The sequence below is a fragment of the Pseudomonas sp. NFR02 genome, from assembly GCF_900119375.1.
GTDB lineage: Bacteria > Pseudomonadota > Gammaproteobacteria > Pseudomonadales > Pseudomonadaceae > Aquipseudomonas > Aquipseudomonas paracarnis.
The window spans coordinates 101,676-116,553 of record NZ_FPJJ01000009.1 but is presented as its reverse complement, the minus strand read 5'-3'; the positions used below and the strand labels follow the sequence as shown (position 1 = coordinate 116,553).

General features: G+C 58.6%; 14 protein-coding genes. 10 read left to right on the top strand and 4 right to left on the bottom strand.

What is annotated here, in order from left to right; translation table 11 throughout:
• The first annotated feature begins 37 nt into the window (after positions 1–37).
• The 4 genes from sucC (at position 38) to BT199_RS23845 (ending at position 4,798) form a co-directional block, all read left to right on the top strand.
• Complete coding sequence (gene sucC, locus BT199_RS23860) at positions 38–1,204, top strand: ADP-forming succinate--CoA ligase subunit beta (RefSeq protein WP_003190011.1); 1,167 nt, start codon at positions 38–40, stop codon at positions 1,202–1,204.
• Positions 1,204–2,085: a succinate--CoA ligase subunit alpha gene (sucD, locus tag BT199_RS23855; RefSeq protein WP_003190013.1), complete on the top strand. Its 882-nt coding sequence runs from the start codon at positions 1,204–1,206 to the stop codon at positions 2,083–2,085. The genes sucC and sucD overlap by 1 nt, the downstream gene beginning before the upstream one ends.
• Before the next feature lie 428 nt (positions 2,086–2,513).
• Positions 2,514–3,827 carry a branched-chain amino acid transport system II carrier protein gene (brnQ, locus tag BT199_RS23850; RefSeq protein ID WP_003190014.1) on the top strand — a complete coding sequence of 438 codons (1,314 nt, stop codon included), beginning with the start codon at positions 2,514–2,516 and terminating at the stop codon, positions 3,825–3,827.
• Positions 3,828–4,057: 230 nt separating this feature from the next.
• The gene (locus BT199_RS23845) at positions 4,058–4,798 is read left to right on the top strand and encodes a DUF599 domain-containing protein (RefSeq protein ID WP_072435575.1); all 741 of its coding nucleotides are present in this window, start codon (positions 4,058–4,060) and stop codon (positions 4,796–4,798) included.
• A gap of 84 nt (positions 4,799–4,882) precedes the next feature.
• Here the strand turns inward: BT199_RS23845 and BT199_RS23840 are convergent, their stop codons facing one another.
• Positions 4,883–5,140 (bottom strand): hypothetical protein, encoded by a 258-nt coding sequence (locus tag BT199_RS23840; RefSeq protein WP_003190018.1) that lies wholly within the window; start codon positions 5,138–5,140, stop codon positions 4,883–4,885.
• 157 nt (positions 5,141–5,297) lie between these two features.
• Here BT199_RS23840 and BT199_RS23835 point away from each other — a divergent pair, with 157 nt between their 5' ends.
• From BT199_RS23835 to BT199_RS23820, 4 genes are all read left to right on the top strand, one after another.
• Positions 5,298–5,774, top strand: coding sequence for a PaaI family thioesterase (locus tag BT199_RS23835; protein WP_020301697.1), 477 nt, complete (start codon positions 5,298–5,300; stop codon positions 5,772–5,774).
• A complete protein-coding gene (locus BT199_RS23830; protein WP_014717737.1) occupies positions 5,771–6,223 on the top strand; it encodes a PaaI family thioesterase in 453 nt (150 codons plus the stop codon). Before BT199_RS23835 ends, BT199_RS23830 begins: the two co-directional genes overlap by 4 nt.
• An 89-nt stretch (positions 6,224–6,312) precedes the next feature.
• Complete coding sequence (htpG, locus tag BT199_RS23825) at positions 6,313–8,217, top strand: molecular chaperone HtpG (protein WP_014717738.1); 1,905 nt, start codon at positions 6,313–6,315, stop codon at positions 8,215–8,217.
• 186 nt (positions 8,218–8,403) lie between these two features.
• The gene (locus BT199_RS23820; protein ID WP_014717739.1) at positions 8,404–9,132 is read left to right on the top strand and encodes a dienelactone hydrolase family protein; all 729 of its coding nucleotides are present in this window, start codon (positions 8,404–8,406) and stop codon (positions 9,130–9,132) included.
• 99 nt (positions 9,133–9,231) lie between these two features.
• Here the strand turns inward: BT199_RS23820 and BT199_RS23815 are convergent, their stop codons facing one another.
• Entirely contained in the window at positions 9,232–10,098 is an 867-nt protein-coding gene (locus BT199_RS23815; protein ID WP_020301699.1) for a pirin family protein, read from the bottom strand.
• 62 nt (positions 10,099–10,160) lie between these two features.
• Positions 10,161–10,577 (bottom strand): OsmC family protein, encoded by a 417-nt coding sequence (locus tag BT199_RS23810; RefSeq protein WP_072435574.1) that lies wholly within the window; start codon positions 10,575–10,577, stop codon positions 10,161–10,163.
• A 139-nt stretch (positions 10,578–10,716) separates the two neighbouring features.
• Here BT199_RS23810 and BT199_RS23805 point away from each other — a divergent pair, with 139 nt between their 5' ends.
• Together BT199_RS23805 and BT199_RS23800 are read left to right on the top strand one after the other, a co-directional pair.
• Positions 10,717–11,739, top strand: a complete 1,023-nt coding sequence (locus BT199_RS23805) for an amidohydrolase family protein (RefSeq protein ID WP_072435573.1) — start codon at positions 10,717–10,719, stop codon at positions 11,737–11,739.
• 96 nt (positions 11,740–11,835) lie between these two features.
• Positions 11,836–13,461, top strand: a complete 1,626-nt coding sequence (locus tag BT199_RS23800) for a methyl-accepting chemotaxis protein (protein WP_058410670.1) — start codon at positions 11,836–11,838, stop codon at positions 13,459–13,461.
• Positions 13,462–13,646: 185 nt separating this feature from the next.
• Here the strand turns inward: BT199_RS23800 and fabB are convergent, their stop codons facing one another.
• On the bottom strand, positions 13,647–14,867 hold the full coding sequence (gene fabB / locus BT199_RS23795; protein ID WP_003190033.1) for a beta-ketoacyl-ACP synthase I: 1,221 nt from the start codon (positions 14,865–14,867) through the stop codon (positions 13,647–13,649).
• Positions 14,868–14,878 lie beyond the last annotated feature (11 nt).

Genomic DNA, 14,878 nt, shown 5'->3' with positions numbered 1-14,878 from the left:
GCCGAATGCGCAGTACCTAACGAAGACGGTAAAAAGCATGAATCTTCACGAGTATCAGGGTAAGCAGCTGTTCGCTGAATACGGCCTGCCAGTTTCCAAGGGCTACGCAGTAGACACCCCGGAAGCAGCAGCAGAAGCTTGCGACAAAATCGGCGGCAGCGAGTGGGTTGTCAAAGCCCAGGTCCACGCCGGTGGTCGCGGTAAAGCGGGCGGCGTCAAGCTGGTTCGCAGCAAAGAAGACGCCAAGGCCTTCGCACAGCAGTGGCTGGGCAAGCGTCTGGTGACTTACCAGACTGATGCCAATGGCCAACCAGTCACCAAGATCCTGGTTGAATCGTGCACTGATATCGCTAAAGAGCTGTACCTGGGCGCTGTCGTTGACCGTTCGAGCCGTCGCATCGTGTTCATGGCTTCCACCGAAGGTGGCGTGGACATCGAGAAAATTGCTCACGAAACCCCAGAAAAAATTCTGAAGGCCACTATCGATCCACTGGTTGGCGCTCAGCCATTCCAGGGTCGTGAACTGGCTTTCCAGCTGGGCCTGGAAGGCAAGCAAGTTGCCCAGTTCGCCAAGATCTTCGTAGGTCTGGCCAAACTGTTCCAGGATCACGATCTGGCCCTGCTGGAAGTGAACCCGCTGGTGATCAAGGCTGACGGCGATCTGCACTGCCTCGATGCCAAGATCAACATCGACGCCAACGCCATGTACCGTCAGCCTAAGCTGAAGACTTTCCACGATCCGTCGCAAGACGATCCGCGCGAAGCGCACGCTGCCAAGTTCGAACTGAACTACGTAGCCCTGGAAGGCAACATCGGCTGCATGGTCAACGGTGCCGGCCTGGCCATGGGTACCATGGACATCGTCAACCTGCATGGCGGCAAGCCAGCCAACTTCCTCGACGTAGGTGGTGGCGCTACCAAGGAACGCGTTACCGAAGCGTTCAAGATCATCCTGTCCGACTCCAACGTCGCTGCAGTACTGGTCAACATCTTCGGCGGCATCGTTCGTTGCGACATGATTGCCGAAGGCATCATCGGTGCAGTGAAAGAAGTCGGCGTTAAAATCCCGGTTGTTGTTCGCCTTGAAGGTAACAACGCTGAACTGGGCGCTAAAGTACTGGCAGAAAGCGGTTTGAACATCATCGCGGCTACCAGCCTGACCGACGCTGCTCAACAAGTTGTCAAAGCTGCGGAGGGCAAGTAATGAGCGTCCTGATCAATAAAGACACCAAAGTTATCTGCCAGGGTATTACCGGTTCGCAAGGTAGTTTCCACACCCAGCAAGCCATCGAATACGGCACCCAGATGGTTGGCGGCGTAACTCCAGGCAAAGGCGGCACCGAGCACCTGGGCCTGCCCGTGTTCAACACCGTGAAAGAAGCAGTAGAAGCCACTGGCGCCACCGCCAGCGTGATCTACGTTCCAGCTCCTTTCTGCAAGGACTCGATCCTGGAAGCGGCATTCGGCGGCATCAAGCTGATCGTCTGCATCACCGAAGGCATTCCTACACTGGACATGCTGGACGCTAAAGTTAAGTGCGACGAACTGGGCGTAGTCCTGATCGGCCCTAACTGCCCAGGCGTGATCACCCCAGGCGAATGCAAGATCGGCATCATGCCAGGTCACATTCACTTGCCAGGTAAAGTCGGTATCGTTTCCCGTTCCGGCACCCTGACCTATGAAGCTGTCAAGCAGACCACTGACGCCGGTTTCGGTCAGTCGACTTGCGTCGGCATCGGCGGTGACCCGATCCCAGGCTCCAACTTCATCGACATCCTGAAGCTGTTCCAGGAAGACCCGAAGACCGAAGCGATCGTAATGATCGGTGAGATCGGCGGTTCGGCTGAAGAAGAAGCGGCTGCCTACATCAAGGCACACGTGACCAAGCCGGTTGTTTCCTACATCGCTGGTGTGACTGCCCCTGCGGGCAAGCGCATGGGCCATGCTGGCGCAATCATCTCTGGCGGCAAAGGCACTGCAGACGAGAAATTCGCTGCACTGCAAGACGCAGGCGTTAAAACCGTGCGTTCGCTGGCAGACATCGGCAAGGCCCTGGCCGAGCTGACCGGTTGGGCTGTCAAGTAAGCCTCGCGCTTAGCTGACGCTTGACCACACAAAGGCCACCTTCGGGTGGCCTTTGTGCTTTCTGGATATAGCCAGATTGACGAATGTGCTCGGTTCAATGTGGGAGCTGGCTTGCCTGCGATACAGACAACTGGGTGCATCAGCCAAACCGAGTCGATGCCATCGCAGGCAAGCCAGCGCCCACAGGGTTCTGTATTGCCCAATTAAGTATGAAAACGCGACATTGAAATGTCGCTTATCGGACAGTCCGCCCCGCAACAGTGCGTTTGTCAGCCTAATTCTGTACTCTAGCCGCCTCTTTATGCGTCCGCGTCCCAAAAGGAAGCTGCGCGCTAGACCGGTCGGTCCCCACAAGGGCCGGCAGCATTTCCCTCATCCATAGGGAAGCCCTCTCTAAATTCCGATTCAGTAGTGTGGTATTTCCTCAAATGAAAGTGTTGAAAAGCCAGGATATCCTGGCGCTGGGCTTTATGACCTTTGCCCTGTTCGTGGGCGCCGGCAACATCATCTTCCCGCCTATCGTTGGTTTGCAGTCCGGGCCGCATGTCTGGATGGCGGCGCTGGGCTTTCTGATCACCGCGGTCGGTTTGCCGGTGGTCACTGTGATCGCCCTGGCCAAGGTCGGTGGTGGCATGGATGCGCTGAGCAGCCCGATTGGCAAGATCGCCGGTGGCCTGCTGGCGGCAGCGGCCTACCTGGCAGTGGGCCCGCTGTTTGCGACCCCGCGCACCGCAACAGTATCGTTTGAAGTGGGCCTGGCGCCCTTGACCGGTGAGAGCCCGTTGGCACTGTTCCTCTACAGCTCGGTGTATTTCCTGGTGGTGTTCTTTGTCTCCCTGTACCCAGGTCGACTGCTGGACACCGTGGGCCGTTTCCTGGCGCCGCTGAAAATCATCGCCCTGGCTATTCTCGGCATCGCTGCGTTTGCCTTGCCCGCCGGTGAGGTGGGGGTTGCCACGCCGGAATACGTTGCCGCGCCGTTCTCCCAAGGCTTTATTAATGGTTACCTGACCATGGATACCCTGGGCGCCTTGGTGTTCGGCATCGTGATCGTCAACGCGATTCGCTCCCGTGGCGTCGAGTCACCCAAGCTGATCACCCGCTACGCGATCATTGCCGGGCTGATTGCCGGCGTGGGCCTGGCACTGGTGTACGTCAGCCTGTTCCGCCTGGGTTCGGGCAGCCATGCCGTGGCCGCGGGTGCCAGCAATGGCGCGGCGGTACTGCACGCCTATGTGCAATACACGTTCGGCTCCCTGGGCAGTGGTTTCCTCGCCGTGCTGATTTCCCTGGCATGCCTGGTGACCGCCGTGGGCCTGACCTGTGCCTGCGCCGAGTACTTCAGCAAGATCCTGCCGCTGTCCTACAAGACCCTAGTGGTGATCCTGGCACTGTTCTCGCTGTTTGTGTCCAACTTGGGCTTGACCAAACTCATTGCCTTCTCGATCCCGGTGCTGACCGCGATCTACCCGCCATGCATCGTGTTGGTGGCCTTGAGCTTCTGCAAAGGGTTCTGGCAGGAACAGGGCCGTATTGTCGGCCCGGTGATGCTGGTGTCGTTCATCTTTGGCTGCATCGACGCACTCAAGGGTGCGGGCCTGGCGGGTTGGATGCCTACGCAACTGGTAAACCTGCCGTTGAGCGAACAAGGCCTGGCGTGGCTGGTGCCGTCGGTGATGACGCTGGTCGTGGCCGTGGTGATTGACCGTATGCTGGGCAAGCGCAGCGAAGCCATCGCGTAACGCGCGGTTGAGCTCTACTGAAATGCCCCGTATCAAACGATACGGGGCATTTTTTTTGCGTATGAGGTTACATATTTCTAAACTTGTGAACCGGTAATGTGGGAGCGGGCTTGCTCGCGAATGCGGTGTGTCAGCAAACTAATATGCAGCTGGCACACCGCATTCGCGAGCAAGCCCGCTCCCACAGTTTGACCGCGTTTTCACCATGGCTACCCTGTACAAGGACCTACATGTCGTTTGTCGAAATCAATCAAGTTCATCTGCTTGCAGCACTCTGGTTTGTCATCTGCTGGGGTGGCTACACCCGTTACGCAACGTGGAAAGCCCGGGACACGGCGTGCCTGGCCAGTGTGTTGCACCTGTACCGTGAAGACTGGATGCGCCGCATGCTGCTGCGCGACAACCGTATCGCCGACGCCAGTGTGATCGGTAACCTGGAGCGCAATGCCTCGTTCTTTGCCTCCAGCACCTTGATCATCCTCGCCGGTATTCTCACGGTGCTGGGGGCTTCGGAACGCGCAGTGTCACTGCTGGCGGACATTCCCATGGTGCAGCAGGCATCCCAGGGCATGTCGGAGATCAAATTGCTGTGCCTGGCACTGGTGTTCGTCTATGCCTTTTTCACCTTCAGCTGGTGCATGCGCCAGTACAACTTCGCGGCGGTGCTGGTGGGCTCGGCGCCCATGATCGGTGAACGGCACGTGTCAGAGCAGGAGCGCAAGGCGTTTGCTTTGCGGGCGGCGCGAGTGATTTCGATGGCGGCCAACCAGTTCAACTTTGGCCTGCGCGCCTATTACTTCGGCATGACCATGCTGGCCTGGTTTGTCAGCCCCTGGTTGTTCATGTTGATGAGTAGCGGGGTGGTGCTGGTGCTGTACCGCCGCGAGTTCCATTCCGATGTATTGCAGGTGATGGTGTATACCCCGACCGATATGCCGGGAGCCGACGCTGTAAAAGACGGCGCACAGTAGCGCTGCAAGCAAATCGCAGACAAAGAAAAGCCCGCTTTAATCAGCGGGCTTTCTTTTGCTGCAATACTGCTTTAAACCCTGCGATTACTGCTTGGCAGGTTCTGCAGGTGCGGCAGGTGCAGCTTCTTTTGCAGCAGCTTCGTTCGATTCGGCCTGAGCTTTGGCAGCTTCAGCGTTTTCTTTCGCAGCGTCGTTCACTTTATCCTGTGCTTTAGCCATGTCTTGCTGTGCTTGCTCAGAGTGTGCAGCGGCATCTTGGGCTTTGTCTTCGGATTTCTTGTCGCAGGCAGCCAGACCGAGAGCAGCGGCCAGCATCATGGAAATAGCTAATGTCTTACGCATGGGGTGTTTCTCCTTATTGAAGATATCTACTGGCCTTTCGAACCCAAGGGGCCAGCATTAGTTCCTTATGTCCCACAGATATATAGCATGTTTCGTACAGGAACTTTACCCAGTCATTCCAATCCGCCGAATTCACACTAATAAGAGTCTAAAAACAATGACCGAAAACCCTTTGTTAGAGCGTGCCGTGCGCTTCGTTTCGGCCCTGCGCCATTGCCATGTGCTGGGCGTGACGGTGCATGAAGCCAGCGAGGAGGGCATGACCCTCGTACTGCCTTATGGGCCGCATATCGTCGGTGACCCCCTGAGCGGGGTGATCCACGGCGGCGCCCTGACCTCATTGATGGACACCGCGTGCGGCATGGCAACCCTGTGCGTACTGCCCGAGTTCGAGGTGTGCCCCACCCTGGACCTGCGTATCGACTACATGCATCCCGCCGAACCCCATAAGCCGGTGTATGGCTTCGCGCAATGCTACCGGGTGACCACCGATGTGATCTTCACCCGTGGCGTTGCCTATCAGGATGACCCGCAACAACCTATTGCCCATGTGGTGGGCACGTTTATGCGCATGGGCAAGCGCCTCAAAGGCACCCAAGGCTTGGGCACGGTCATCAAGGGAGAGCAGGCATGACGCATCGGTTCAAGACCCGTCTGGAGCAAGCCCTCGATCGTGGCGACTGTGACGCGCTGCTCGAGTTGGTGCCTTATGCCAGGTTGATCGGCATCGAATGCACCCGGCTGGGGGATGAGTTGCTGTTTCGCCTGCCGGCCAGCAAGGACAATATTGGTAACCCCATATTGCCGGCGTTGCATGGCGGGGTGATCGCCGGCTTCATGGAGTTGGCAGCCGCCCTGCATCTGATGGTGTTCACGGGCGCTCCGGGCCTGCCGAAAATCATCGACTTCTCCCTGGATTATCTGCGCGCCGGCCAGTTTCGTGACACCTATGCCAAGTGCCAGGTATGGCGCCAGGGCCGGCGCGTGGCCAACGTGGCGATTACCGCCTGGCAGAGCACACCGGCCGAACCGATTGCCACCGCCCGCGCACATTTCAAGATTGAGGAATTGGCCCGCCCTTGAAATCCTGGCCTGAGCCCCCAACTTTGATGACAACCCGCCGTCAACCCTTTCGGGCGCGGCCACTGCCATCCAATTGGAGTTTGATGACCATGAGTGTGGAAACTCAAAAGGAAACCCTGGGCTTCCAGACCGAGGTGAAGCAACTGCTGCACCTCATGATCCATTCGCTGTATTCCAACAAGGAAATTTTCCTTCGCGAATTGATCTCGAACGCCTCTGACGCTGTCGACAAATTACGTTTCGAAGCCCTGTCCAAGCCTGAGTTGCTGGAAGGCGGCGCGGAACTGAAGATCCGTGTGAGCTACGACAAAGACGCCAAGACCGTCACCCTCGAAGACAACGGTATCGGCATGAGCCGTGACGATGCGATCACCCACCTGGGGACCATCGCCAAGTCCGGCACCGCAGATTTCATGAAGAACCTGTCGGGCGACCAGAAAAAAGACTCTCACCTGATCGGCCAATTCGGCGTGGGCTTCTATTCGGCCTTCATCGTCGCCGACAAGGTTGAAGTATTCAGCCGCCGCGCCGGCCTTGACGCCAGCGAAGGCGTGCACTGGGCTTCCAAGGGCGAAGGCGAATTCGAAATCGCCACGATCGACAAGGCTGACCGTGGCACGCGCATCGTGCTGCACCTGAAAGCCGGTGAAGATGAATTCGCCGATGGCTGGCGCCTGCGCAACATCATCAAGAAGTACTCCGACCACATCGCGTTGCCGATCGAGTTGCCCAAGGAACAGACCGTTGCCGAAGGCGAAGAAGCCCCGGCGGTAGAGTGGGAAACCGTCAACCGCGCCAGCGCCCTGTGGACCCGTCCGCGTACCGAGATCAAGGACGAGGAATACCAGGAGTTCTACAAGCACATCGGCCACGACTACGAGAACCCGCTGAGCTGGAGCCACAACAAGGTTGAAGGCAAGCTCGAATACAGCTCGCTGCTCTACGTACCGGCCCGTGCTCCGTTCGACCTGTACCAGCGTGAAGCGCCAAAAGGCCTGAAGCTCTACGTGCAGCGCGTGTTCGTAATGGACCAGGCGGAATCCTTCCTGCCACTTTACCTGCGCTTTATCAAAGGTGTGGTCGACTCCAACGACCTGTCGCTGAACGTGTCGCGGGAAATCCTGCAGAAAGACCCGATCATCGACTCCATGAAGTCGGCGCTCACCAAGCGCGTACTCGACATGCTGGAAAAGCTGGCGAAGAACGAGCCTGAGCAATACAAGAGCTTCTGGAAAAACTTCGGCCAGGTCATGAAAGAAGGCCCGGCGGAAGATTTTGCCAACAAGGAAAAAATCGCCGGTTTGCTGCGTTTTGCCTCGACTCAGGGTGAAGACGGCGAGCAGGTTGTGTCCCTGGCTGACTACCTGGCACGTGCCAAGGAAGGTCAGGACAAGATCTACTACCTGACCGGCGAAACCTACGCCCAGGTCAAGAACAGCCCGCACCTGGAAGTCTTCCGCAAGAAAGGCATCGAAGTGCTGCTGCTGACCGACCGTATCGATGAGTGGCTGATGAGCTACCTCACCGAGTTCGACGGCAAAACCTTCGTCGACGTGGCCCGTGGTGACCTGGACCTGGGGAACCTGGACTCCGAAGAAGAGAAGAAGGAAGCCGAAGAAGTCGCCAAGTCCAAAGAGGGCCTGGTTGAGCGCATCAAGGCTTCCCTGGGCGAAGCGGTGAGTGAAGTGCGGGTTTCCCACCGCCTGACCGACTCTCCTGCGATCCTGGCCATCGGCGAGCAGGACCTGGGCATGCAGATGCGCCAGATCCTGGAAGCCAGCGGCCAGAAAGTGCCGGATTCCAAGCCGATCTTCGAATTCAACCCGTCTCACCCGCTGATCGAGAAACTCGATGGCGAGCAGAGCGAAGAGCGGTTTGGTGACCTGTCGCACATCCTCTTCGACCAGGCCGCCCTGGCAGCCGGCGACAGCTTGAAGGACCCGGCCGCGTATGTGCGCCGACTGAACAAGCTGTTGGTTGAATTGTCGGTTTAACACCGTTGTAGAAAAACCCGCTTCGGCGGGTTTTTTCGTTCTGGCTCTACTGTAGGAGCGAGCTTGCTCGCGAAAAACGTGAGATCACCGCGTTCATTCAGCATTTGCGCGTTATCGTTGACGTTCTTCGCGAGCAAGCTCGCTCCTACAGGGAGCATCGTCAATCCATCTGAATTGGGGAAAATGATGAGCCAAGTCACTGTACGTTCCGTGGTCTATCAGATTGATGGCCAGTCTTATGAAAGCCGTCTGGCGTTCGATGCCAGCCACAAGGGCCCGTTGCCGGGACTGCTGATGGCGCCGAACTGGATGGGCGTGAGTGTGGGGGCCGAAGAGATCGCGAAGGCCGTTGCCGGCAAAGGCTACGTGGTGTTGATTGCCGACCTCTACGGGCAAAACGTACGTCCTTCAAATGGCGATGAAGCGGGCGCGGCGATGATGCCGTTGAAGAATGATCGCCCGTTGCTGAACAAGCGCATGCAAGCAGCGTTAGAGCAACTGCAAGGCCAGACTGAGGCAGCAGTGGACACCTCGAAACTGGCCACCTTCGGCTTCTGCTTTGGCGGTTGCTGCTCCCTGGAACTGGCCCGTACCGGCGCGCCGCTGAAGGCTGCCGTGTCGTTCCATGGCACTCTGGATACACCGAACCCCGCAGACGCGAAGAACATCAAGGGTTCAGTGCTGGTGCTGCATGGCGCCTCGGACCCGTTGGTGCCCAAAGAGCAACTGCCGGCGTTCGAAGATGAAATGAACGCGGCGGGTGTGGATTGGCAGTTGCTCAGCTACGGCGGTGCGGTGCATTCCTTCACCGACCCCCATGCCAATGTGCCAGGCAAGATGATGTACGACGCCAAGACCGCTGCACGGGCTTTCCAGTCGATGCATAACTTGTTGGATGAAGTGTTCAAGGGCTGATTTCTCAGCGCCTGATCGGACGCCATCGCAGGCAAGCCAGCTCCTACATTCTAAAATGTGTATACCCATCAAATGTGGGAGCTGGCTTGCCTGCGATAGCTATTTCACAGGCAACTCGATTCTTTCTGACTCCCCCGGCACGGTGGGCCAATCCCCGGCCGCCCAACGCTGTCTCGCCTGCTCGATCACCGCCGGATCACTCGCCACAAAATTCCAGTTGATCCGCCGTGGCCCATCCAGCGGCGCCCCGCCAAATACCATCAGGTGGCAATCACTCTCGGCATACAGGGTCATCTCCTGCCCAGTCGGCAATACCACCAAGCTGTTGACCTCCAGGGCTTCACCGTCCAACTGCACCTCACCCTCCAGCACATACACCGCACGTTCCTCATGTTCATCAGGAATCAACAGGGTGGTGGCGGTTTGCATCTGTACCTCGGCATACAGCGTCGGCGACAGTACCGGCACCGGTGACCTGAGGCAAAAACCATCACCGGCGATCAAACGCACCTGCACGCCGAGGTTATCGCTTTTCGGCAAGCTCGCCGCTGGGTGATGGCTGTAGTGTCCCGGCCCGGTCTCGTGGTCCTTGGGCGAGGCCAGCCATACCTGCAGGCCATGCAGGTTGAAGCCACTGGCCTTGACCGCTTCAGGTGTGCGCTCGACGTGGGCAATCGCGCTGCCGGCGGTCATCCAGCTGACATCGCCGGCTTGCACCACCTGGTCCGAGCCAAGGCTGTCCTTATGCTGCAAGACGCCTTCAAACAGGTAAGTAAGGGTGGACAGGCCGATATGGGGATGCTGGCGGATATTCATGCCGTTACCCGGTGCGTAGCGGGTCGGCAGCATGTGGTCGAAAAACACAAAGGGCCCGACGCTGCGGCATTCACGCGAGGGCAGGGGCCGCAGGATAGGCTGGCCTTCTACATCTTCGGGGCGAGGGCGAATCACGGTGAGAGTGGTCATGGGCATCCCAGTCTGAGCGGGTTAGATGCTTTGAGCATAACCCGCTCGATGGGAAGGTGGGGCTATTGGCTGAAGGCACCTTCCGACAATTTTGTCTCGATAGTGACTTCGGCAGTGGTCATCAGCTTATGTACCGGGCATTTATCGGCGACGCGGTGCAGTTCATCGCGCTGGGCGTCGGTGAGTACGCCCTTGAGGGTCAGCTTGACGTCGAGCTTGTATTTACCCTTTTGCTCTTCGGCGCTGTCGTGAGTGACCTCCACGGTCACGCCGGTCAGCGGGATAGCTTTTTTCTGCGCGTAGAGCCTCACGGTCAAAGCTTTGCACGACGCCAGCGCAGCATCGAAATAATCGTGGGGGGAGGGCGCCGAATCGTCACCGCCCAGGCTCTTGGGCAGGTCGGTAAACAGCTCGTGATTATTGATATTCACGCTGTGACGAAAGTTTTCAGCGTTCAGCGTATTGACGGTAACAGGCATGGCAAACCTCATAAGGGCGCAGGATGAAGGTCATGCAGTTATAGAGCATGCTGGCACTCCAGTGTTCCGGTTTTTTCCATGCTGAACCCTGAAGGCTGGCGCAAGGTCTACCCGTATCAGCCCATATTGAGGTTTTACCGTGTCTGGAACCCGCCTGAGTCTTGCCTTGTTGCTTGCCATCAGCAGCCTTGCCGCGCAGGCCCGTGACTATGCCTACAGCGACGCGCACCTGCATTACGTGGATTTCTTTCAGGAGAGCGCCGGCATGGACAAGCTGCTCAAGGCCATGGCGGACAACCGCATTGAGCACGTCATGATTTCCGGGATTCCCGTGGCCAAGAAATGGCACGAAGACGAGCCCAAGCGTCCGCGCTATTACGCCGGTGACGACGCCGATGCTTATTGGTACAGCGCCACGGATGTGATCGTCGCGGCGGCAGTGAATAAACTTTCTCCTGCGCAACGCCAGCACTTTCACCCGTTCCTCGCCGGTTTCAATCCCAACGACAAGAACTCCGCCGCCCACATCCAGCGCATGCTCGACCTCAACCCTGGGCTGTGGCAGGGCATCGGTGAAGTGTTTACCCGCCATGATGACCTCACCGCGCTGACTTCCGGCGACACGCCGCGTGCCAATAACGAAGCCATGACGCGCATCTACCACCTGGCGGCCGAAAACGACCTGCCGGTGATGCTGCATTCCAACATTACCTCCAAACGTGAGCGCAACCCACTGTACCTGGCGGAAGTCGAGCAGCCGTTACGCAACCACCCGCACACGCGTTTTATCTGGGCCCATGCCGGTACCAGCAAGGAAATCCACCGTCATCAGGTGCAAATGGAGTTTTTGCTGCCCACCTTGGCGCGCCTGCTTGAGGCTTACCCCAACCTGTATATCGACTTGTCCTGGAGCATGCTCACACCGTATCTGCTGGACGACGCCGATAAGCCACGGCCGCAATGGGTTGCGCTGGTGGAGCGCTTCCCGGATCGCTTCATGCTCGGCTCCGATGTTGTGGGGCGCTTCAATAAGTTGGGCAAAGAGATGCGCCGCTTCGATCCTTTCCTCGATGCGTTGCCTGAAGACGTTGCCCACAAGGTTGCCCGCGACAATTTCCTGGCCATCCTGCCCAAGCCGCCTCGCGATGGAGACGCGCGTTGATATCGCGTTTTGATCTTATGCTCATGACCTGAGGTGCCGATAACGTCCAAGAGACCCGCTGCAGGTGGATGCAGTACTTTTGGAAGGAACCCTGGCATGAATATCCGCAGTTTGAATATCGCCCCTCGCGCCGGCCTGGGCTTTGGTGTGCTGGCGTTGATGGTGTTCGTCTTGGGCGGCTTTGCCCTGTTGCAGATGGCTAATATGCGCCAGCAGTCGGACCAGGTGGAGACCAACTGGCTGCCCAGCGTCATGGCGGTGGGGGAGATGAATCAGGATGTGTTGCGCATTCGGGCGCTGACGTTGCGCTTGCTGGTCAACCGCGACCCCCAGGCGGTGGCGCAGAACGAGCAGAAAATCGCCGAGATCAAAACCGGCTTGCATCACGCTGAAGGCGTGTACGAGGCATTGATCGTCTTGCCAGAGGAGCGGGTGCTGTTTGATCGCTTCAAGGTCGAGGAGCAGCAGTACCTGCAACGCCAGGAGCAGGTGGTGGGCTTATCCAAGGCTAATCGGCTGGAGGACGCCATTGCGGTGGTCAATGGCGAAATGAATCAGATGGCCGACCAGATGGCCGTGACGCTGCGTGAGTTGGTCAATCTGAACAAGTCCAGCGCCAACGAGGCCGCCCGGCTGGCACAGCAGGTGTTCAGCCAGTCGCGGGTCTGGGTGATGGTCATGATTGGCGTCACGGCGTTAATCACGATTGGCCTGGCGGTGTGGCTGACACGCAGCATCGTGCTGCCGTTGGCACAGTCGTTGAAAGTGGCCCAGGGCGTTGCCAGTGGCGACTTGACGGGCGACATCAGGCTCAGTGGCAGCGACGAGCCAGCGCGCTTGCAACAGGCGCTCAAGCGTATGCAGGAGAGCTTGCGCGACACTATCCGGCGCATATCAGAATCATCGAACCAATTGGCGTCGGCTTCCGAAGAGCTCAGTTGCGTCACCGAGGATGCGACCCGTGGCTTGCACCAGCAGAACCAGGAAATCGAACAGGCGGCCACGGCCGTCAATCAGATGACGGTGGCGGTGGAGGAGGTGGCGAGCAATGCCGTGGCCACGTCCCAGGCGTCTCGCGAATCCGACCGCATTGCCCAGCAAGGGCGTGAACAGGTGCAGCAGACGGTGGTGTCGATTGAAGCCCTCGCGACCGATGTGACCGCCAATGTGACCCAGGTCGAAGCGCTGGCGCAAAAGGTCTATGGCATCAGCACAGTGCTGGATGTGATTCGCTCGATTGCCGAGCAAACCAACTTGCTGGCACTGAACGCGGCGATTGAAGCGGCGCGAGCGGGGGATGCCGGGCGCGGGTTTGCGGTGGTAGCCGATGAAGTGCGGGCCTTGGCCCATCGCACGCAACAGTCGACCCAGGAAATCGAGCAGATGATCAGCGGGATTCAGCAGGGCACCGACCAGGCTGTCAGCTCGATGCAGCAGAGCAATACTCGGGCGCGCTCCACACTGGATATCGCCAAATCGGCGGGCATGGCCCTGGAAGAGATTGCCTCGGCGTTTACCTTGATCAACGAACGCAATTTGGTCATTGCCAGCGCCTCGGAGCAGCAGGCGGCGGTGGCGCGGGAGGTGGATCGTAACTTGATGAATATCCGCGACCTGGCGCACCAGACATCGACCGGGGCCAATCAGACCAGTGCAGCGAGCCAGGAGTTGTCGCGGTTGGCGGTGGATTTGAATTCGATGGTGGCGCGGTTTTCGGTGTAGGGCGGGGAACCGGGTTGGCCCAATCGCAGGCAAGCCAGCTCCCACACTGGACCGCGTTTCTTCAAGGTGAGCACGGTCGAATGTGGGAGCTGGCTTGCCTGCGATGAAGGCGACGCGGTTTCAAATCAAACGCAAAAAAAAGCCCCGAACCAGTCGGGGCTTTTTCGTGTGATCAACCTGCGGGCTTACTTGCCCTGCCAGCGCTTGAGTACCAAGGTGGCATTGGTGCCACCAAAACCAAAGCTGTTGCTCATCACGGTGTCGATCTTGGCGTTTTCAACGGTCTTGGTCAGGATCGGCATATCAGCCACAACCGGATCAATCTCGTCGATGTTGGCCGAGCCGGCCATGAAGTTGCCTTCCATCATCAGCAGGCAATAGATCGCTTCGTGAACGCCAGCGGCGCCCAGGGAGTGACCCGACAGGCTCTTGGTGGAGCTGATTTTCGGAGCCTTGTCGCCAAATACCGCACGCACGCCTTCCATTTCCTTGGCATCGCCGACCGGGGTCGAGGTGCCGTGGGTGTTCAGGTAGTCGATTGGGGTGTCGACGGTGGACATTGCCATCTGCATGCAGCGGATGGCGCCTTCACCGCTTGGCGCAACCATGTCGTAGCCGTCGGACGTCGCGCCATAGCCAACGATTTCCGCGTAGATCTTCGCGCCACGGGCCAGGGCGTGTTCCAGCTCCTCGACCACCACCATGCCACCACCGCCGGCGATGACGAAACCGTCACGCTTGGCGTCGTAAGCGCGGGAGGCTTTTTCTGGGGTTTCGTTGTACTGGGTGGACAATGCACCCATGGCGTCGAACAGGAACGACTGGCTCCAATGCTCTTCTTCACCGCCGCCGGCAAATACGATGTCCTGCTTGCCCAGTTGGATCTGCTCAACGGCAGTCCCGATGCAGTGGGCGCTGGTGGCGCATGCGGAGGAGATCGAGTAGTTCACGCCCTTGATCTGGAATGGCGTAGCCAGGCAAGCGGAAACGGTGCTGCCCATGGTCCGCGTGACACGGTAAGGGCCGACGCGCTTCACGCCTTTTTCGCGCAGGATATCCAGCGCTTCCATCTGGTTGAGGGTCGATGCGCCGCCGGAGCCGGCGATCAGGCCGGTGCGTACGTTCGAAACCTGGTCTTCGCTCAAGCCGGAGTCCGCGATCGCGTCTTTCATGGCCAGGTAGGCGTAGGCGGCAGCGTGGCCGACGAAGCGATAGATCTTGCGATCGATCAGTTCTTCGAGGGGCAGGTCAATGGAGCCGGAAACCTGGCTACGCAGACCCATTTCGGCATATTCCGGGTTGAAGCGGATGCCAGGGCGACTTGCACGCAGGTTAGCGGTGACGGTCTCTTTGTCATTGCCCAGGCAAGAAACGATGCCCAGACCAGTGATAACGACGCGGCGCATGCGGATAACCC